Consider the following 20,010-nt stretch of genomic DNA (forward strand, 5'->3'; position numbering starts at 1 on the left):
TTTTCACTAAGTGCTTTCAATCTTGACGCAAGCTTGCAGAAAAGGGCAAATCTTGGCAATCAGAGAAAACCCCGATCCGGCCTGCGGATCGGGGTTTTGGGGCCAACGACAGAAGAACATATGCGATTTAGCGGGTTATGCCGCTGGCTTCTTTCTGCGAGGCGGGGTCACATCCGGGTTTTCGACCAGATCCTTGTCGCCCTCAACACGTAGTTCTTCGTGTCGTACATCGCCCGACACCTTTTCGGTACTGGTTACTTCTCGTTTTCCTACACGAACTTCTTCGTTTACCACTTGCTGCTTTTCGGGAACGACCCGCTCCTCAGAGAGAGGCACGCGGATTTCCTCGTTGTCGCCTATCTGTCCAGAAGCAGTGGTGCCGGTGGGCTGTACTCGTTCAATTACCAGTTCTTCACGCGTGACGGGAACTTCGATGGTCTGGTTTTCCGTTACGACTTCCTTGCGCAGACGCACATCGCCGCGCTGGACGCGTTCGCGGTGAGCTCGCAGTAGTTCGCCGCGAAGCTGGATGCGCTGATTTTCGACGTCAGTGTAGTCGCTGGTGTTGGTGCCGAATCGTGTTCCGATTTCGTCGGTTGCAGTGCGACGAGTTGCAGTTTGGGTGGTGTCGAACGACTCGAATCCGCTCTCGCGCAGATCGCCGCCGCATCGCTCAAGTATGGTACGCGCGGTTGTGAGGTCTCCACCCACAACGGTGACGATGGCTCCTCCCGAGTTCAGGCCGCGGGAGTAGTAGTCGTAGCGATCATCGGACCAGTTCATGCCCTGAGTGGAGGTTCGGAAATCGGTATCCTCGTCTTGGCTCTCACCGGAGAAGAACCCTTTTATGTCCTGCCAAAAAGAGCGATGACTTCCTTCGTGGTGCACTCCTTCAGTCTCGTCAGGACGCATGCGGAGAGACGCTGCATTCGGTTCACTGACGTTAGTGTCGAGACGGCTTTCGGTTGTGATTCCCTCATCAGGACGCATGCGGAGAGAAGACGCGTTGTTCGGATCGCTGACATTCGTGTCGATGCGGCCCAAGTTGCCTGTGCCCTCGTCCGGACGCATTCTCCTGGATGCATTGTCGGGAGAATCGATCGCCGCGTTGCCGGAGGTGCCAGTGGAGCTGGCTTCGCTATTGAGCGCGGCTACTCCGATCTGGTCATTGCTAAAGCCTTGTTGCTTGAGTTCGGTGAGTGCGCGGTATGCATCGTTTTGATTGGAGAAGAATGCTGTAATTCGTTCAGAATTACGTCCCACATCTTCGCCCAGGGGATAGTTGTTTGCGGACATCCAGGACTCCTTTGTTCGCGACTGTAGGTGTGGGCTCAATCATGCGAGCCGACGAAGTTCTGCACACCTATTGAGCTGCTGTTTATCGTTCTATCGGTCAGATGCGCATTCATTGCGCGGAATAAATGGGAGCAAAGGTTTTTCGCGATCTGGCGCGCTCAGTCGCAAACGCAAAAAGAAAATCCCCAGCGCTGAGGCCGGGGATTTGATTTCAGTGAACTTTTATTGCTTATTCATCATTCCCTGATACACGCGATTGGGATCGGTCGAGATCAGGTAGAGAGTGTTCGCGTCCGTTGCATAGAAGTGCACGGGAACGTTGCCGATGGTTCCGGTGCCGCGTCCGTTGCTGGTGATGGAGTAATTGCCCGACTGCGCTACATCGGTGTCGATGCTTGTGGGCGTCTGCGAATCGATGGTTCCGATGAGACCTCCGGCACCGTCAGCGTCGAAGTTTCCTGCCGATTCAGTTGTGCCTCCGGTGGTGAGAGTTCCGGAGAGATTCTCTGCATAATTCCCGGAGATGTTCGCCAAGGTAAGGCCGGTCGTTTGTGCTCGCATTTCGCCGGTCTCGACGATGGCGTAGTTGGCTACTGAGGAGCCAGTGACCATCATCAGCGACAATCGGGGCGAAACCTGCCATCCCACGATGTCCATTGTTGAATTCGAATACTTCAGGGTGGCAGTCCAGCGGCCAGTGGCTGCAACGGAGTAATTACCGCCGAAGCTGACTGCGTCCGAGTACGATCCTGCGTCGTTGAAATCTTCAACTGCATTCAAGATCGCTCCAGTGCCGTCAAGAGTCAGCCGCCCGGTCTCGACAATGGGGCCGTAGCTGTCATATCCGGAAATCTCGAAGACGTGATCTCCCTTGAATGTCGCTACGTCGGGGGCAATTGATTTCTGCGCGTAGCCGTAGCCGTGCAGGAAGAAATTGCGATCGGTGCTGATCAGTTCAATTCGGTCCTGAGCAAGTGGATATACGACGAAGTTGTGGGTTACACCGTTCGAGGTGTAGCTCGCTGTGCCGCGCGAAGTTCCGAAATTGAAGCTGCCGGTCACGGCCAACTGCGGGCGGAATGTACCAGTGTCGTTTTCGTCGATTGTGCCGGAAATGGTATTGCCCGCGGAATTAATTGTGAGCGCTCCCACCGCGCCGTAAATGTTCAGTGCTTGATCCTCCCCATCAAGGCGCACGATGTACGTGACCTGCCCTTGTACTGCGGTGGAGGTGGGATTGGGTTGGGGCAGGATCCTGCCAGTGGCGTCATTGCTGTTCGAGATTTCAAGCAGTGAGGCTTCGCCGCTGGCTTGCATCACAAAGCGATAAATGGCCTGACCTGTGCCGCCACGGAGCGTCAGTTGTCCTCGTCCATCCTGATTGACAGTATAAGAACCTTTGACTGTCTCGTTCAGGGCTTGTGCACCGCCATCGTTGGTGGTGTCACGGGTGCCCCCGGTGATGGTGCCTTTACCGTCGGCAGTGAAAGTTCCGGCTACGGCATAGAAATTGTTTGGGTTCGAGCCGTTCGCGGCAAATACATAGGTTCCATTTAGGCTCGACGTGCTGTATCCGGCATTGTTTCCAGAAGAGGGAGGTGTGGGAACAGGAGTAAAGTTACTACTCGAAGATCCACCGCAGGATATTAGAAGACTTAGAGCACCAGCGGTAAGCAATGTGAGAACGAGTTTGCGCATGGCTGTCCTCATCGTTCGAGAGAAGTCTCTCCATACAGTTAACTCAAGCCCGGGACGAAAGTTTCGCAATAGAATGCATGTATGAACAGTGAATTTGTTCCATTTCCGCCACGTCCGGTGAGCCGCGAACTATACCTGATCGGATTTCGTCTCGATCCGGCTGCCGAAGGGCCGCAATTCTATACAGTTATCGGAGTAGAGAACGGAGACGAAACCCCCATTACGTTTGGTGACCGCATCCTGTTCTTCCACAGCACCGATTGCGCAGCAACAGCACTGAAAGCCAGCGACAACGGCTTCAAAGACGTGCGTCCGGTGCCGACAGAGATGGAGATGCTGTGTGACATCAGCGAGGCCCTCTACTTCGCGAACTCGCAGAACGAAGATGGCGACGGTGCGCTGTTTGACACCATCGCAGTCTTTGACGATCTGCTCAAAGCGGTGAAGATGAGTGTTCCCGATGAGTATGCAGCGGTGCTGGGATTGTTGGCTGGAAGGCTGCGCGAGAATCCTGAGTTTGCCAGCTTCCTGGAAGAGAGTGGCCTGTCACGCGAGAAACTGGAAGATGCGCTGATGTGGTGCGTAGGTGCAGTGGCGGTGAAAAGTACCTGGGTGGCTTAGATTCCCTACTCGAATGAAAGAACCGCCGTGCTTCGAGGGCGCGGCGGTTCCTTGCGTCTAAAAACTAGCTTCGCGTGCTGGCAATCTCTGGCTGATGCCGGTTTGCTTGAGGCGGGAACTGAAGGTGATCGCGAACCAGGCTCTCCTTCAGCTTGTCGAATGCCTCTTCCGGAGAATTCACGAAGGTGAACAGGTTCACATCGTCGGGTGCAATCGTTCCGGCGTCGGCAAGCGCCTCCAGATTCAGCACTCGGCGCCAGTACTCTTCGCCGTAGAGAAGAACAGTCATCTTCTTCGCCAATTTCTCGGTTTGTGCCAGCGTGAGGATTTCGAACAACTCATCAAGCGTGCCAAAGCCGCCGGGGAACACCACGAGTCCCTTCGCCAGGTAAGCGAACCACAGCTTACGCATGAAGAAGTAGTGGAACTCGAAATTGAGTTCTGGAGTGATGTAAGGATTGGGCACTTGCTCAAAAGGCAGGGCGATATTCAGTCCGATCGTCTTGCCCCCAGCTTCATGTGCTCCGCGGTTGGCCGCTTCCATGATGCCCGGGCCTCCACCGGTGGTGACGACAAACCGATGCCGCTTGCCCGCAAGAGTCAGCGTCCACTCGGTGAGCATGAAGGCCAGTCGGCGGGCGTCTTCGTAGTAGTGGGCCATGTCAACGGCGCGCTGCGCACGATGTCTCTCCTGCTCGTGCTCAGGGGCAGGTTCCGCTGAGCCGGGGCGCGCGAGGAGTTGCACTGCTTCCTCGGCGCTGCTCAGGCTTCGGAATCGCGCTGAGCCAAAGAACACAACTGTGTCCTGGATCTTCTCGCGGCGGAATCGGGCCAGAGGTTCTGTGTACTCAGCCAGAATGCGCAGGGGGCGTCCATCAGGTCCCTGAAGGAAGGTTTCGTTTTCGTAGGCAAGGGGTGCGCGATGATTGGTATTTTTCGTCTGATCAGCCATATGAAACTATGCGTTCAAAGTGTTTCAAACAACTTCAGCAGCCGTCTGCTTCCGGCAAACGTTGGATGAAGATATCGGTGGGCGAGTTTGGCGACTGTAACTTTGGCAGAAACCAGCGTAGCGAATCCCTACCGAATATCGCGAAAGTGTGTGGCATCGGAAATCCCCATCCATACATCGACGAGGCCGATTCCTGAGATCATTCCGCGCACGAATCCGAGATTGAGAATCGCCTTCACGGAAGGCCAAGCTGCCAGCAACGGATTCTCGGTCCACAGACGCGTCCACGGGAGAACCATGACGAGAATTCCCGCCCAGACCGCGATGGCGACCTCGATCACTAGCAAGAGGCGCTGCGCCCATACGGGCGGATGCGTGGAGTTCGGCACACGCTGACCGGACTGTGGCTCCGGCGCCGGCGGTTGTGACGTCTGCTTCAGCGGTCCTGCTTCCATCGTCTTTTCGATGCGTTCCCGTTTTCCCGTGATTGGCATACCGTGGTCAAGACATCGCCTAAGGCAGTGTCTCGAAAGCACACGTGTTTGATTCTACGCTGAAGAACGCAAAAGACAGAATCGCGGCTTGATAGTTTCAGATGAAAATACGTTTAACCAATATTCCTAGATGGCGGCACGCAATTCGCGAATGCGCGTTGCGACGTCACGGTAGTCGATATTGGTGCCATAGACTTCCATAAATCGGTCAAGCGCTTCATGCTTTCGACCGGCAGCTTCATAGGCACTGGCCAATTCGTAATTCACAGCCGTGCGTGATTCCTCATCCGGTGCGACTTCCAGAGCTTTGAGAAACCACTTGAAAGATGCCTCAGGCACTGCTTTCTCGACAAAGCAGGTCGCCAACCAGATGTAGGCTTGCTGCATCCGGCTCGGACTCAGTCTTCCGGAGGTGCGGCACACCTTTTGAAGCTCACCAATGGCTTCATCGAGGAGGCCCATTTCGCGGAAAGCAATCCCGAGATTGAAGTGGGTTTCGGGATCTTCGTCCTCTTCGTGGGGAGCGGCAAGATCCTGCTCGAAATCGTGCAGCAAACTGCCAAAGACGTTTGACTGGGGAGCGGGTTCAGGCTCAGGTTCGGGCTCCACCGCCAATTGCGGCACGAATTCAGGTTGCGGAGTGGTATGCACCGGCACCGGCGCAGGGGGGATGGGCGCACTCGCTGCAGGTTGCACCGGGCGAGGGGCTACCGCCGGAGTTTCGTGTCGGGGCTGCGGGGCAGGAGCAAAGCTGTCGCCCAATTCGAAATCAAGCTCTGCAGCAAGCGAACTCAAGGTCGGTGCCGCTGCAGGAGCGGTGAGTTGATTCGAAACTTCTGATGGCCCGAGATCGAACGGCGCTGCTCCGCTCTCGCCCAATTCGATGACTTCAACTGGAGCAAAGCCCTGATCACGCGTAGCCGCGGGTTGGGAGTGGGGCGTTGGTGCGCTGCGCTGCAAGTCTGCCCGCAAGGCTGGCAGTTCGGGATGATCGGGGCAGGCCAGTGTCAATCGCTGGAGGGCCGATTCCGCCTCCGACCATATTTTTTGCGCAAGGCAGAACCGGGCTTCCTGCAGGAGTTCCGCAATGTTCTCAGAACTGGCGGACGCGGGCTGAACAGGCGCGGCAGATGGAAATTCCACCGCTGCGCTGGGAGTGGCGGGGTCGAAGCTCTGGTTGGTCTCTTCCTGCCAGACTGATTCCCACTCGCCTGAGAGATCGATTTCTTCGGTGCTGCCGGAGAGAGCATCGCCCGATCCAAGATCGAAGTCGCTGGCCTTAAATTCACCGCTGCCAGCTTCCCAAGTCGTTGTATGCGCGCCCCCAGCCAGATTGGCGTAGTACGCGGCAGCTTCGAGCTTGCCGAGTCCCTCGAGCACGCGTTGCATGGTGGAATAACATGCGGCAGCGTTTGTTGTTTGTCCCTCCACGTTGTAGAGGTTGGCAAGGCTGCGATTCACCTTCAGATCGTCTGGCGCTTTTTGCAGAACGGACTCGAGGAACTTGATGCCGCGAGCCTTGGAGGAGAAGGATTCGCACAGTTCGGCCTCGGTCAGGGCGGCGGCGATCTCCTCTTCTATATATGGCTCGTAATGTTGTTCAGGAAGCTTCGGTTCCTCGGTGGTGAGGAACTCCTCCAAAGTTCGAGGCTGTATCTCCGGCTTGGGTGCGGGGGCAGGCACAGGCGCGGGAGCTTCGCCCGGATTGAGTCGGGCGCAGACTTGCCGGTATCCCTGGAGGTGAGAAGAGTTCTCGGGCTCAAGCTCGATCAGCTCTTTGTATGCGTCGCGAGCGCGCTCAAGCTGCTCGGACTGCACGCAGGCGTGGGCGAGGAGTTCGAGCACCTCGGCCAGCATTGAGCTCTCTCCAGCACGCTGGAACAACTGATAAATAGTTTGCAGGGCCTCGGGATTGTTGCGGACGCGAGATACTGACCCGTGCAGATGAGCGACGACCTCTTCTTTATCGTGGGCCAATACTTCTGACGAGAAATCGCTGTATAGAGCGAGGGCTTTTAGTGTCTCGTTCTCCTTGTAGAGTTGGCTCGCGACTTTCAAGACTCCGTCCGCATCGTGGTGGACGGTCATCAACTTACGGCACAGGACGTAGGCTTCTTCCAGCTTGTTCAGCTTGAGGTAGGCTGCTAGCAGATTGCGAAGTCCATCGGCCCGCGAATCAAGATCGGGAATCGCCTCGTAGAGTTCGACTGCTTTTTCAGCGTCTCCGAGTTCGAGCATCACCTGGGCCCGCAGTTCCTGTGCCCGCAAGTTGGAGCGGTCGAGTGCGATCAGGCGGTCGAGAATCTTCTGCGCAGGATCGAGCGCACGGCGCATGACGAGCGTATTGGCCGTCTGCGACAGCATCTCTTTGGCTTCATTCTTCTGGCCGCTTTGAGTCATCAGGTCGGCGGTTCGGGATATAACCTGAATGTTCTCCGGATCAAACAGGACCAACTGCTTCAGCAGGCGTAGCGTTTCCTTGGATTGACCTTTGCGGGTGTACGCGTCGGCGGCGGCTAATAATGTGGAGCGCGCATCGGCGACCAAGCCTTGCTTGCGGTAGAGTTCAGCCAGTTTTTCGAGCGCCTGCAATCCATTCGGATCGAGCTTGGTGATCTTCTTGTACATCGCGATGGCTTTTAGGGTGAAGCCATCGTGGGCGTAGGAATCACCCACCACGCGGAAGCGCTCGATAGCCTTTTCGTTCTGCCCAAGGCGCGAGTAAATGTCCCCGACCTGATTGAGGATGGCGAGATCTTTTGGCTCGACCTGCAGTATCTTTTCGTATTCGGTGATGGCGTGCTGCAGTTTGTTCTGCTGCAGGTAACGCTCTGCATTGGCCCGCGACTTGTCTTTATTGAAACCGAACCCGAACATGATTGCACTCCAAAGCGCCTGCATCCGGCTGCTGACCGCGACTGCCAAATTGCGTACGCAGGGAGAGACCTTGTATTTGGCCTTACGGTAACACAGCTCTGGTTTGCCCGAAACCATCCAAAGCCCCCAATTTCAACATGGGGGGACATGTCCCATTGGATTGACATGCCTTCCAGTTCTCAGTAGCGTTAGGGTTTGCTCGTCATGGAACCTTCCTCGGCAGGGATGTCCATCTCGCGATTCCGTCTGCTCGTGCTGCTCCTGATGGTTGTTGGAGCGAGTGTTGCCATTCACGGCTATCACTATGGGATTGAAGATGAAGCCATTTACCTGGCGGCCGTCAAAGCACACGTAAATCCCGCGCTCTATCCGCACGACGCTGACTTCTTCCGCCCACAGACGGGGCCAACGCTGTTTGACGATCTGGTAGGTCTCACCGCGCGAGTGCTGCACGCTCCGGTGGATTGGGTGGACTTCGGTTACTATCTCGGCACCCTGCTCGCGCTTTTCGCCGGGGTGTGGGCCTTTTTATCCCGAATGTTCACGCAATTTCGTGCGCGATTGGGCGGGCTTCTGCTGGTTGCGTCGCTCCTGACACTGCCCGTTGCGGGAACCTCCATTTTCATCGTGGATCAGCATCTGCACCCGCGAACGCTGGCGACGGCGCTAATTTTGTTCGCCTGCGCCTGCGTCGCTCCACGAGCGTGGGGCGCAAAAGTTGCCGAGGGCAGCTACGCGTTAGCCGCGCTTATGATGATCGGCGCTGTGCTCGTGCACATCCAGATGGCGTTCTATGGATTGATTTTCCTTGCGCTGCTGGTGGTGCCGTGGCGCGCGGTGGCGAACCGGTCGGTGATGATTGCAAGTTTTACGCCGGTGCTGCTGGGTTCAATGCTGGAGAAGGGAAGCCCGGAGTGGAGGGAAGCCGCTCGCACGCGAACGCAACATTATTTATTGCGATGGGAATGGTATGAGTGGATCGGTGCGATTGCTCCGATATTAGTTCTATGGGCAATGGCGCGGTTCGCACGCAAAAGAGGGTTCACTGCGGCGTCGGCTGTAGCAATGCGAACGGCTATCTTCGGAGCATTGGGAGTTGTGGCCGGATGCGTGATCACGATTCCTCCGCAGTTAGAGAGGCTCACACCGTTTCAGCCGTTGCGGATCCTCCACCTTACATACCTGGTCATGATCATGCTGGGTGGAGCGTTGCTGGCGGAATTCGTATTGCGTCTGAAGCTTTGGCGCTGGGCTCTGCTGATTGTGCCGATTTGCATGGGAATGAGCTATGCGCAGTTCGAATCGTTTCCGTCGTCTCGCCATATTGAGTGGCCCGGTCACAGTACCGGTAATGCCTGGGTGGAGGCGTTCGACTGGATAAAGGCGAATACTCCGGTGGACGCGTATTTTGTGCTTGATCCTCATTACATGAAGCTTCGGGGCGAGGATTATCACGGCTTCCGGGCGCTGGCCGAACGGGGGCAAATGGCCGATTGGGACAAGGACCCGGGGGTGGCGTTGTTGTTTCCAGAATTGGCAAGCCGCTGGTCACGCGAGGTACATGCGCTGGATAATTGGAACCAGTTCACCGAGGCTGACTTCCAGCGTTTGCATCAGCGGTTCGGGGTTGATTGGACTCTGTTGCCAAACGCGGAAATTCGGAAATTGCAGGATGGGAACAACTCTCTGGACTGTCCTTATCGCAATTCAGCCGTCAGCGTTTGTAAGATAAGGTGAAACTTTCGAAGCTGAAAATTCAGGCGGGAACATTCTTGCCTTCTGTTTCGTATTCATAATGCGTGGCCATGTGCCCTGGTTTTGCGGAGGAGTATGCACGGCATCAGATTGAAGGAACCCACCCTCATCGCGCTTGAGACGATGCGGGCACACAAGTTGCGCTCGTTTCTGATGCTTCTGGGCGTCATTCTCTCGGTGTCCACGCTTATTCTCGTTGTGGCGCTAATCAACGGCACCAACTCTTATATAGCCGACCGCGTGGCTAACATGGGCAACGGCGTCTTCCTCATCACCCGCTACGGAATCATCAACAGCCAGGAAGAATTTGTGAAGGCGGCCCGCCGCAACAAGCAGCTCACCTGGGACGACTACGTCGCACTTCGCGATGGCCTCAAACTACCGAAGGCAGTCGGACTGGAGTGCAGGTTTAGCGATACCGTTCGTCACGAAGGGCAGACAGTAGAGGACGTAAGCGTTCGCGGGGTTACGGCAAACATCGGCCAGATGGGTACGGAAGAGGTTGCGCGCGGTAGGTACATCAGCGACAACGATAACGAGCACCGCAGCTTTACGGCCATGGTGGGTGCAGACGTCGTCAAGAAGCTGTTTCCCAGCGTGGACCCAGTCGGCAAGATGATCACAGTCCGTGGCTACGATTTCGAAATCGTAGGTGTCGCTAAGCCTATTGGCAATGTGATGGGCCAACCGCAGGATAATTTTGTTTATATCCCCGTCCAGACCTGGTTCAAACTCAACGGCACGCGCACGGACCGATTCAATATCAACGTTCAAGCACGTGCGCCGGAGTATCTGGAGCAAACGAAGGACGAGGCTCGCGCCCTGATGCGTGCGCGCCGCCATGTCGCACCGAATGAAGAAGACAATTTCGGCTTGTTTGGGGCCGACAATTTGATGGACTTATGGAAGAATCTGACCGGCACGCTCGCAGGAGCGATGGTCGGATTCGTCTCGATCTTCCTGGTGATCGGCGGCGTGGTCATTATGAATGTCATGCTGGCCAGCGTCACCGAGCGTACGCGTGAGATCGGCATCCGCAAGTCGCTCGGCGCGCGCACTTCCGACATCCTGAGCCAGTTCCTTGTCGAGGCCTCGGTCATGAGCGCCATGGGTGGGGTCATCGGAATCCTAGTGGCTTGGCTACTGTCAGTCGTCCTCGACAAGACGACTCCGCTGCCAATGTCCGTACCGCTCACGGCGGTGATTGTCGCCATAGGCGTTTCGACCGCGGTGGGACTGTTCTTTGGCGTGTATCCGGCGCGTAAGGCTGCAAGGCTCAACCCAATCGAAGCTCTGCGAGCCGATTCCTAAAGGAGAAGAAGAATGAATTCAAAAGGCAGATATTTCTCCTTTGGCGAGAGCGCACGAATGGCTTTTGAAACCCTGCTGGCCAACAAAGTTCGCTCGGCGCTGACCGTGCTCGGGGTGTTCATCGCGGTTGTTGTGCTGGTGATGGTGTTCTCCATCATGTATGGCGTGGATTCCGATCTGCGGGCGCAGTTGGAACAATATGGCACGGACACGTTGTTCGTGTTCAAGTTCGAGCCCGGAATTCACATGGGACGCCTGCCGCAGGAACTGCGTCTGCGCAAGCCGTTGACCTATGACGATGCGCAGGCAATTCGGGAACAGGCTCCGTCAGTGAAAGAGGTCTGCGTCGAGATCGACTCCACGAGTTTCACTCCCGGCACTCCGAATTTCATTCCGACGGCGCGCTACAACGGCAAAGAGGTTACGTCCGTGAACTTCGAGGGTGTGACCCCGTCCTATGAGGTCGTGCAAAACGCGAAACTGGACCAGGGGCGCTTCATCAACGACACGGAAAACACCCGTCGAATGGACGTAGCCGTCATCGGATATGACTTGGCCGAAGCTCTGTTCCCCGCTAAAGACGCGATCGGGAAGGAGTTGCAGGTCACCGGCATGACTTTCCAGATTATCGGCGTGCTGAGCAAAACCAAAGGCGTGTTCCTGCGCGACGGCAACGCAGATAAGCAAGTATTTATTCCATATCTCACCTACTTGAAGCATCGGCCACAGGACAAGGAAAACTTCCTTACGGCACGGGCCTTCGCTGGAAAGAAATCGGCAGCAACCGACGAGATTACCGGTATTTTGCGCCGCCGTAGGAATGATGGATTCAATAAGCCTGACAGCTTCGGAATCTCCTCGGCTGAGGCAATTTCCGATCAGTTCCGCAGCATTATGGGATCGATTGCACTGCTGACCATCGCTGTAGCTTCGGTTGGGATGCTGGTGGGCGGCGTGGGCGTCATGAACATCATGCTGATGTCGGTTACAGAACGCACACACGAGATAGGCGTTCGCAAGGCAATTGGGGCACGCAGCAAGGACGTGATTCGACAATTCCTTGTAGAAGCGATGGTGCTGACCGGCTCGGCCGGAGTGGCTGCCGTGCTCTTCTGCCTTGGCTTAATTGGATTGCTGAATGTGATACTGCCAAGCTGGCCGATGGCCGTCCCGGGCTGGGTGATTCCGGCTTCAGTAGCGGCAGCCATGAGCGTTGGCCTGTTCTTCGGAATCTACCCGGCGGCAAAAGCGGCGAAGCTTGATCCAGTAGAAGCCCTGCGATACGAGTAACTTACGCGTGAGTCACTAAGTCACGAGTGGGACGAATCGGTAGGAGACTGGCGGCGAGCTTTCATCTCGGAAGCCATTTGCCCCAACTGTTCGGGTGACAGCATCTGTAGCGCGGCCGGGAAGATGACGGTTTCCTCCAAGTGCAGATGGGCGCCAAAAATCTTGTCCAGTGCCGAGCCAACGTGCTCAAGCCGATGCGCCACCGCTGGTAAACCCTCGGGATGCTGCATCAGTCCAGAGCAGATCTCCAGCAGATCGTCAGCGAGTTCATCAATGGCTTTGTGCTGTTCCACCATGGTCTCAGCGGCCTCTCTAACCAGGTCGCCTTGGGCCAAAATGCTCTGAAAGCGCGGAAATAGAGTTTTATTCTCGTCAGCTTCGTGCAGCGGAAGCGCCTCCGTGAAGTAGCGATAGATGGCGCCAGCCGTATCGGCGATCTCGCGCGACGGTGCGGACTCAGCCCGTGCTAGTTTCTGGCTCAACTGCATGTAGTGCCGGATGCGCTCGTGACAACTAAGCAGCATCTGGAGTGCGTTGGGTTCCGCGGAGCCTTTCCCCGAGGACTGCCCCGCTATCTTCATTAGCCTCATGTAGCGATTTGATGCCGCTGCGGGGATGCTGTCGATGATCGAGGTCACAAACGCCCCGAAAATGGTTCCTTTTCAGACACCCCGCTTTACAATATCGCTGATTTTGGTGGTAAAATACTCGCGCTTTTGATTTGGAAGGACGCGAGCGATAAGTACCCCGAAAGCGACACCGAAAGTTGCTCCGGAACACGCAATCTGCAGACGATCTCTCCGATTCACAGCCTGATTTCAATTCACGAAGGAACACGTAACACCATGGAACAAGGAATCGTTAAGTGGTTCAATGACGCGAAGGGCTTTGGTTTCATCAGCCGCCAGAATGGCGAAGATGTTTTCGTCCACTTCTCGGCTATTCAAACGAATGGCTTCCGTAGCCTGAAGGAAGGCCAAGCCGTGCAGTTCAACGTCGTCAAGGGACCCAAGGGCTGGCAGGCAGAGAACGTTACGGCGATCTAGTACGCGTCCGCAAGGTTCCAAGGAGAAGGGCAGCCAATCGGCTGCCCTTTTCGTGTCTGGGCTACGACCATCGTGTGTCGTTCGTGCTATTGCGAAGAGCGATGAATGTTCGTACGATAACGCCATCCATGAGTTTGCCCTCAATCTGTCGCGGTCGGGGCGTGCGCCCGCCCGATGAGCGCGTTGGAGACTGAGTTGAAGAAGAGCCTATTGCAACAATGTTCGGAAGTGAATCGCGAGCTGTGGCTTGTGTTTTCGCTATTTGTCATCGCAGCGCTGTGCAACTTCCTGATCGCTGGCCGCGGCATGTTGCTCAGTTTCTATACATTCCCAACGTTGTTCTCGGCTTACAACTACGGGCGTCGCCATGCCGTACTTACGGCTGTGGCCAGTGTGTTGATGATTGTGATCATCACCATCCTCAACCCCAACTTGTTCGATCACAGCAGTGAAGCTCTTGTGTCGCAGAAGTGGTACGACATCTGTATCTGGGGCGGATCGCTGATTCTCACCGGCTTTGCCATGGGCACGCTGTATGACCGCAGCACGAAGCGCATGCACGAGTTGCGCGAAACCTATCATGGCGTGCTGATGATCCTTCAGCACTTCATTTCGAAGGACACGTACACTCAGAACCACTCATATCGCGTCTCGATCTACGCGGCCAAGATGGCGTCAGAGATGGGGTTTGACGATGAGCGCATTGAGGACGTTCGCGCTGCCGCCCTGCTGCATGACATCGGCAAACTCGACGTCAGCCGCGACATCCTGTACAAAGCAGCGCGGCTCACAAAGACCGAATACAGCGAAATGCGCGAGCACGTCACCCGCGGTGTCACCATGCTGGAGCCGGTAGGCGGCTCGCTTCGCCGTGTACTGCCAATCATCTTGGCCCACCACGACCGCTTTGATGGCTCGGGCTACACGGACCGCGCAGGGGAAGAGATTCCGCTGGAAGCTCGCATTCTCGCCGTAGCCGATGCCTACGATGCAATTACGAGCGACCGGCCGTATCGCAAGGGAAGCAGCATCTACGAAGCCCGCGAGATACTGGAGCGCGGCGCAGGACGCGAATTCGATCCCGAGGTCGTTGCCGCCTTCGTCCGAGCTTTCCGCAAGCAGCAAATGGAAATCCCTGACGTAGTGGTCTAACCAGCCCGTTTGGAAGCTTTCTAACCCGCATCGTACAATAGAGAACAGCTCGCAGTTCCTTCATGCGGAGGGTTGTGTGAGCGGTTGAAACAGGCGGTCTTGAAAACCGCTTTACGGGAAACCGTAACGGGGGTTCGAATCCCTCACCCTCCGCCAGTTGCTTATTTGCCTAGGTCCGTTCCCATGGCGGCGCTCCTGCCCTTATGCGAACCGCGCCACGTCCCCCGCCAGAGTTTTGATTCAGATCAGTTCCAATCGTTCATAGGCGACGTAAGATTGCGTGTACGTACAAACATTCCTATGAAGACACTTAGTGCAGCTCTCATCGTGTTCTCGATTGCGGTTTGCGCATCCGCTCAGACGCCGCAGACGTCCTCGAATACCCCGGAGATTTTTCTACTAGGAACTCTGCACAACAGGCATTTCGATCCCGCAAATCACTACTCCCTCGCTGACCTTCGCAGCGAAGTTGAGGCGCTACATCCTGACATCATTTGCGGCGAAATCACGCCCGAAGCTTACAAAGCACCGACGGAGGGCTACTTTCCTCCAGAGGCGGCGTACCTTGCAGAGATCGCACCGACACTAAACGCACAATTTGTACCGACTGACTGGCGGATTGCGTACGCTTGGCAGTCTCGGGCCGCAGCGATGGAACCGAAGAAGATCACGCACCGCGTCGAGGTGCTTTCGAAGAAAATGCTTTCGGAGATGAAAACGGAAACGAATCCGTCGATCTTCGACTACATGCATACAAGGTTCATTCCACTCGTCGATAAGCAATTTGAAGAAATCATTGGCGAGAACACAGTTTCCGACATTGCCGCCGGCGGATGGCATGAACGCAATCGGCGCATCGTCGAGAACTGCCTGGATGCCAGCAAGGGGGCTCGGCGGATTTTAATTGCTTACGGCGCGTCGCATCTGCCGCAGTTGCGACGTCAATTGGCAGCTAAAGGAATGCAGGCACAAATGGCCCCTCGACTCTTTACTCCAGCCGGAGTGGGCGCAGTGCCTGAGTCTGTGCTCGGGCGCTGGCGCGCGAATCGTGACAACCTCATCGCGATCCGCGAAGGTCGTCTATCCGTTTCACGCGATTGGCAAGACAAGATCAGAGATAGCGACCGCATAAAGGATCTGGACGAGGCGCTGAGGGTATCCGGGGAGGGACAGTTATCCACGGCAGCAAAGAAGTAGTTTCGAGAGCGGCACAGGACGAAACTCCCAGAGTTCCTGCAATCCGCTAATCAGCGAGCAATTCAGAAGACGTGCGTGCCAGATCACCTACTAGGATCATCATAGATTTAGGGCGCTCAGCATGACGCAACTGTACACAACGCTAGCAATCGTGTCTGTGCTTTTGGTGCTGAGCGTGATTGCCAGCAAGGCAGCAGTAAAGCTCGGAGTGCCAACGCTTCTGCTATTCCTGGCGCTCGGGATGGCTGCCGGCTCGGAAGGCCCCGGCGGACTGTGGTTCGACTATCCGCACGTGGCTCAGGGTGCGGGGGTCGTCGCTCTGCTGTACATTTTGTACTCTGCAGGATTCGACACAAACGCCAGAGACTTTCGACAGCAGATGTGGCCCGCCCTCAGTCTGGCCACATGTGGAGTCTTCGTTAGCTGCGCGCTGATTGCTACTTTCACACACTATGTGTTCGGCACAACATGGTCTGCTGGAGTTCTACTGGGTGCGGTCGTGTCCTCCACAGATGCGGCAGCAGTGTTCAGTGTCTTTCGAGCCAAGAACACGAATCTGAAACCAGGGCTCCGACACCTGATCGAAGCCGAGTCAGGCAGCAATGATCCCATGGCGGTTTTTCTTACGTTGTCCGCCATCACCGCCATCCTCAATCCTCACACTTCATTCAGCACGTTTATCTGGCACTTCGCGTTGGAGATGGGCCTCGGCGCGGTGTTCGGGTACTTGGGAGGCAAAGCCACCGCGTATGTGATCAACCACATACGGCTGCAATGGGAAGGCCTGTACCCGGTCCTGAGCATCGGACTGGTGTTGCTGCTGTTCGCGTTGTGCTCCAGTGTTGGTGGAAACGGATTTCTGGCCGTGTATCTGGCTGGATTGATCGTGGGCAATACAACACTGATTCATCACCGGAGCCTTCTTCTGTTCCACGACGGCCTCGCGTGGCTGCTTCAGATCGCAATGTTTTTGATCCTCGGCCTTCAGGTGTTTCCATCGCAGTTGCTGTCGGTTGCAAAGGTCGGACTCCTTGTCGCCGTGTTCCTTATCGCAATTGCTCGGCCGCTTAGTGTGATTGTTGCGCTGACACCGTTTCGCGTACCACTGCGCGAGCAGATATTCCTGGCGTGGGCTGGGCTCAGAGGTGCAGCGCCAATCATTCTGGCGACTATGGCCGTTACGAGCAAGGTTCCGCATTCGGAGACGCTATTCAACACCGTCTTCTTCGTCGCCGTGGTTTCGGTTGCGGTTCAGGGTACAACGGTCGATCAAGTTGCCAAGCTGTTGCGATTGGTTGACCGCGAGCCTGCACTGTCGGAAACTCCTCTTCGATTTGATCCGACGGCACTGCCGGACAAGCGCTTGGTCGAGTTTGAGATCGCTGCGCGCTCTATGGCGGAAGACAGGCGCATTGTCGATCTCAAGTTGCCTTCAGGAGTACTAGTGCTGCTGGTAGCACGGGCTGGTGAAGATGTGATTCCGAGTGGCGGGACGGTGCTTCGTCGCGGAGATATCGTCCAGGTGCTGGCTGATCCGGAATTCGCTCCACATGGCCGTGAGATATTCGGCGAGGCGACCAGGAATACATAAGCCACTGCTCTAGGTGCGAGATGCGGAAAGTAAAACCTTCTGCACCGCACTCGCATCCTCGTTATCCCATGAGCAGTCTTCCTCGCGACGATGTCTTTGCTGGTTCAGTTCCCACGCTTTACGAGCGCTACCTTGTACCACTGATATTTGAGCACTATGCAAATGACATGGCCGCGCGCTTACAGAAGATCAGACCGTCCCGTCTGCTAGAGATAGCTGCAGGAACCGGTGTACTGACGCGAGCTATGGCATCGTGGTTACCGATCAATGTCGAGATCACCGCGACGGACTTGAACGATTCGATGCTGCAGCACGCAGCACAGCTTCGCACTAAACGCCGTGTTGAATGGCGGCAGGCCGATGCTGCGAATCTGCCCTTCGACGACGGCGCGTTTGATACCGTAGGTTGCCAATTCGGAGCCATGTTCTTCGAGAAGCCAAGAGCTTTCGCCGAGATTCGGCGCGTGCTCTGTGCGGGCGGGACTTTCGTTTTCAGCGTGTGGGATCGCATTGAGGAGAACGAATTCGCAGACACGGTGACCGCTTCATTGGCATTGCTCTTTCCTGAAAATCCTCCGCGATTTCTCGAACGAACGCCGCACGGCTACTACGAGCATCGAGCCATTGAGCGAGACTTGGCGAATGCTGGATTCGGATCGCGTGCACAGATAGACACTCTCGATGGCCGCAGCCGTGCAGCCTCGCCGCGCATTCCAGCCATCGCCTACTGCGAGGGAACGCCTTTACGAAACGAAATTGAAGCTCAGGGTGTATCGCAACTCGATCCGGCGATCGCGATTGCGGAGAAAGCCATCGCCAAACGTTTCGGGTCGGGTCGTGTTGACGGCAAAATGCAAGCCCACATTGTGACGGTGCAGAAGTAATCTCACTCTGCTGTCGGCGCGAGCACCTCGTATTCACTGATCAACTTTCGCCAGTGCTCCGGTACCAGAATCGAAGACTTCGTCGCGTAGTCATAGGCCACTTGTGTTGAGAGCGCGTGGGCTGCGAGTTGGGACTTTGTCTCGCTCCATATTTCGTATGCAAAGTCGAAGGACTTGCGTCCTATGCGCGATACACGACATGCAACTGCGACTTCTTCTCGATAGCTGAGAGGCAGCGTGTAACTGAACTCCTGTCGAGCGAGGATCATACCAGTAGCGACCGAGAGCGGCTCTTTCAGCACTTCATCGAAATAGACCCCGCGAATAGTTTCTGCCCATATCACGTAGGCAGTGTTGCCCGCGTGTTGGGCCATGTTTATGTCGCAAAAGGGAATGCAAAAACGCATGATGCATCGAAAGTCGCTGAGAGCCATGGGCTTGTCTCGTTCGTCGGATGCCGCAGCCAGATGATGATTTGTCTTGTGTTCGAAACGAGATGTTGTTGACACGAAAAAGCAAAAGCCGGGCAGAAGCAGCCCGGCAGTTTCGGTTGGTTCGCGAAGAGCTAGGACTTGAAGACCTCAAACTTCTCATGCGAGGCATTGCAGATAGGGCAGGTCTTCAGCGTGGCATCGTCGGTCACCTCGCCGCAAATGGGGCAGACGTAGAATGTGGCGGACTCGCGCTGCGCTTCGAGTTTAGCCAAGGCGGTGGCATAGAGTGTGGCGTGCACTGCTTCAGCCGCCGCTGCCAAACGGAACGTACGTGCTGCACCGGATTGTCCGCTGATTTCTGCTTCGCGAATAAAGTCCGGATACATCACGTCGCGTTCGTACTCTTCGCCTTTTCTCGCTACGGCTAGATTCTCCGCCGTCGTTGCGACTACAGGTTCGGCGAGCTTGGCCTCAGGCGTTGCACCCATCCTGATGATGACCTTAGCGTGACTCGAGGCGTGAATCTGCTCGGCGCGAGCAGCGGCACGAAAGAGCGCGGCAACGCGGAGGTAGCCCTCCTGCTCGGCGCGCTTCGCAAATGCGGAGTAGCGCACTGCTGCGTTGCTTTCGCCTTCGAATGCCGCCTGCAGGTTCTTTAGAGTTTGTGAAATTCCAGGGGCACTGCTGCTCATGGTTATTCTCCTCGTGCTAAGACTACTCTCGTACCTCTGTCCTGCGCTGTGACGAGTGCACGCCGTAAGGACCAATAATTACTCGCCCTCTCAGGTGAGATGACCTGTGTCTTTCAACCAGAAACAGTGAATTTGCATCCAACAACATTCGGCTGAGGTTCTCAATTCCAACAAAGGGAAGGCGCGCATGAGTGCGAATGTGCAGAGTCAGGCAATCCCTGCTCTTGAGCAAAAAGGTTTCGTGGTGGAGAGCGGGGCTGATCGTCATGGAGGCGCAATTTACGTCGTCGGCGATCAGATCCAGGTAAAGATTTCGAGCAAAGATACGAATGGAGCCTACACGGTGCTCGAAGGCATCACGCCGCCTCATCAGGGCCCGCCACTTCATGTGCACAACAATCAGGACGAATCGTGGTACATCCTCGAAGGCAATTTCAAATTCGTCGTTGACGGCGAGCGAATCCTGGCAGGGCCCGGAGATACGGTCTTCGCGGCGCGAGGCACTTGTCATACTTTTCGCAATATCGGTGACACACCTGCAAAGGTCATTATCACCGTAGTGCCCGGCGGATTGGATGAGTTCTTCGAAGAACTGAGCGTGGCCGCGCCTCCGGGCGAAGTGCCCGACCCGGCAAAGCTTGTTCCGGTGTTCAAGAAGCACGGCTTGGAGTTGATGGGGCCGCCGCTTGGAGACGACTAGACGTGAGGCTTGCCGCGGAT

18 protein-coding genes and 1 tRNA gene are annotated in these 20,010 nt (G+C 56.0%); 11 read left to right on the forward strand and 8 right to left on the reverse strand.

The window, feature by feature from the left end:
• Nucleotides 1-135: 135 nt before the first annotated feature.
• Together AC6IZD_RS00395 and AC6IZD_RS00400 are read right to left on the reverse strand one after the other, a co-directional pair.
• Nucleotides 136-1,296, reverse strand: a complete 1,161-nt coding sequence (locus AC6IZD_RS00395; protein WP_497785695.1) for a YsnF/AvaK domain-containing protein — start codon at nucleotides 1,294-1,296, stop codon at nucleotides 136-138.
• A 222-nt stretch (nucleotides 1,297-1,518) separates the two neighbouring features.
• A complete protein-coding gene (locus AC6IZD_RS00400) occupies nucleotides 1,519-2,994 on the reverse strand; it encodes a hypothetical protein (RefSeq protein WP_497785696.1) in 1,476 nt (491 codons plus the stop codon).
• An 81-nt stretch (nucleotides 2,995-3,075) separates the two neighbouring features.
• On the opposite strand from AC6IZD_RS00400, the gene AC6IZD_RS00405 reads away from it, so the two are divergent.
• Nucleotides 3,076-3,615, forward strand: coding sequence for a hypothetical protein (locus tag AC6IZD_RS00405; RefSeq protein ID WP_497785697.1), 540 nt, complete (start codon nucleotides 3,076-3,078; stop codon nucleotides 3,613-3,615).
• A gap of 64 nt (nucleotides 3,616-3,679) precedes the next feature.
• Here AC6IZD_RS00405 and AC6IZD_RS00410 read toward each other — a convergent pair whose 3' ends face one another.
• From AC6IZD_RS00410 to AC6IZD_RS00420, 3 genes are all read right to left on the reverse strand, one after another.
• Nucleotides 3,680-4,567: an LOG family protein gene (locus tag AC6IZD_RS00410; protein WP_497785698.1), complete on the reverse strand. Its 888-nt coding sequence runs from the start codon at nucleotides 4,565-4,567 to the stop codon at nucleotides 3,680-3,682.
• 128 nt (nucleotides 4,568-4,695) lie between these two features.
• Nucleotides 4,696-5,061 (reverse strand): hypothetical protein, encoded by a 366-nt coding sequence (locus AC6IZD_RS00415; RefSeq protein WP_497785699.1) that lies wholly within the window; start codon nucleotides 5,059-5,061, stop codon nucleotides 4,696-4,698.
• A 126-nt stretch (nucleotides 5,062-5,187) separates the two neighbouring features.
• Complete coding sequence (locus AC6IZD_RS00420) at nucleotides 5,188-7,938, reverse strand: tetratricopeptide repeat protein (RefSeq protein ID WP_497785700.1); 2,751 nt, start codon at nucleotides 7,936-7,938, stop codon at nucleotides 5,188-5,190.
• A 204-nt stretch (nucleotides 7,939-8,142) separates the two neighbouring features.
• Between AC6IZD_RS00420 and AC6IZD_RS00425 the strand changes: the two genes are divergently transcribed.
• The 3 genes from AC6IZD_RS00425 (at nucleotide 8,143) to AC6IZD_RS00435 (ending at nucleotide 12,294) form a co-directional block, all read left to right on the forward strand.
• Nucleotides 8,143-9,675: a DUF6798 domain-containing protein gene (locus AC6IZD_RS00425; protein WP_497785701.1), complete on the forward strand. Its 1,533-nt coding sequence runs from the start codon at nucleotides 8,143-8,145 to the stop codon at nucleotides 9,673-9,675.
• Nucleotides 9,676-9,768: 93 nt separating this feature from the next.
• Nucleotides 9,769-11,004, forward strand: coding sequence for an ABC transporter permease (locus tag AC6IZD_RS00430; RefSeq protein ID WP_497785702.1), 1,236 nt, complete (start codon nucleotides 9,769-9,771; stop codon nucleotides 11,002-11,004).
• A 12-nt stretch (nucleotides 11,005-11,016) separates the two neighbouring features.
• Entirely contained in the window at nucleotides 11,017-12,294 is a 1,278-nt protein-coding gene (locus AC6IZD_RS00435; RefSeq protein WP_497785703.1) for an ABC transporter permease, read from the forward strand.
• A gap of 20 nt (nucleotides 12,295-12,314) precedes the next feature.
• On the opposite strand, the gene AC6IZD_RS00440 is transcribed toward AC6IZD_RS00435, so the two are convergent.
• Nucleotides 12,315-12,932: a hemerythrin domain-containing protein gene (locus AC6IZD_RS00440; RefSeq protein ID WP_497785704.1), complete on the reverse strand. Its 618-nt coding sequence runs from the start codon at nucleotides 12,930-12,932 to the stop codon at nucleotides 12,315-12,317.
• 207 nt (nucleotides 12,933-13,139) lie between these two features.
• Here AC6IZD_RS00440 and AC6IZD_RS00445 point away from each other — a divergent pair, with 207 nt between their 5' ends.
• The 6 genes from AC6IZD_RS00445 (at nucleotide 13,140) to AC6IZD_RS00470 (ending at nucleotide 18,164) form a co-directional block, all read left to right on the forward strand.
• Nucleotides 13,140-13,340 carry a cold-shock protein gene (locus AC6IZD_RS00445; RefSeq protein WP_497785705.1) on the forward strand — a complete coding sequence of 67 codons (201 nt, stop codon included), beginning with the start codon at nucleotides 13,140-13,142 and terminating at the stop codon, nucleotides 13,338-13,340.
• 195 nt (nucleotides 13,341-13,535) lie between these two features.
• A complete protein-coding gene (locus AC6IZD_RS00450; RefSeq protein ID WP_497785706.1) occupies nucleotides 13,536-14,492 on the forward strand; it encodes an HD-GYP domain-containing protein in 957 nt (318 codons plus the stop codon).
• A gap of 66 nt (nucleotides 14,493-14,558) precedes the next feature.
• A tRNA-Ser gene (locus AC6IZD_RS00455) sits at nucleotides 14,559-14,648 on the forward strand.
• A 144-nt stretch (nucleotides 14,649-14,792) separates the two neighbouring features.
• A complete protein-coding gene (locus AC6IZD_RS00460; protein ID WP_497785707.1) occupies nucleotides 14,793-15,689 on the forward strand; it encodes a hypothetical protein in 897 nt (298 codons plus the stop codon).
• A 121-nt stretch (nucleotides 15,690-15,810) separates the two neighbouring features.
• Nucleotides 15,811-17,280, forward strand: a complete 1,470-nt coding sequence (locus tag AC6IZD_RS00465) for a potassium/proton antiporter (RefSeq protein ID WP_497785708.1) — start codon at nucleotides 15,811-15,813, stop codon at nucleotides 17,278-17,280.
• A gap of 68 nt (nucleotides 17,281-17,348) precedes the next feature.
• On the forward strand, nucleotides 17,349-18,164 hold the full coding sequence (locus tag AC6IZD_RS00470; protein WP_497785709.1) for a class I SAM-dependent methyltransferase: 816 nt from the start codon (nucleotides 17,349-17,351) through the stop codon (nucleotides 18,162-18,164).
• Nucleotides 18,165-18,166: 2 nt separating this feature from the next.
• Here the strand turns inward: AC6IZD_RS00470 and AC6IZD_RS00475 are convergent, their stop codons facing one another.
• Entirely contained in the window at nucleotides 18,167-18,538 is a 372-nt protein-coding gene (locus AC6IZD_RS00475; protein WP_497785710.1) for an acyl-CoA thioesterase, read from the reverse strand.
• A gap of 191 nt (nucleotides 18,539-18,729) precedes the next feature.
• Nucleotides 18,730-19,290 carry a rubrerythrin family protein gene (locus tag AC6IZD_RS00480; RefSeq protein WP_497785711.1) on the reverse strand — a complete coding sequence of 187 codons (561 nt, stop codon included), beginning with the start codon at nucleotides 19,288-19,290 and terminating at the stop codon, nucleotides 18,730-18,732.
• 187 nt (nucleotides 19,291-19,477) lie between these two features.
• Here AC6IZD_RS00480 and AC6IZD_RS00485 point away from each other — a divergent pair, with 187 nt between their 5' ends.
• On the forward strand, nucleotides 19,478-19,990 hold the full coding sequence (locus AC6IZD_RS00485; RefSeq protein ID WP_497785712.1) for a cupin domain-containing protein: 513 nt from the start codon (nucleotides 19,478-19,480) through the stop codon (nucleotides 19,988-19,990).
• Nucleotides 19,991-20,010: the final 20 nt, after the last annotated feature.

It is taken from the genome of Koromonas humicola, from assembly GCF_059726255.1.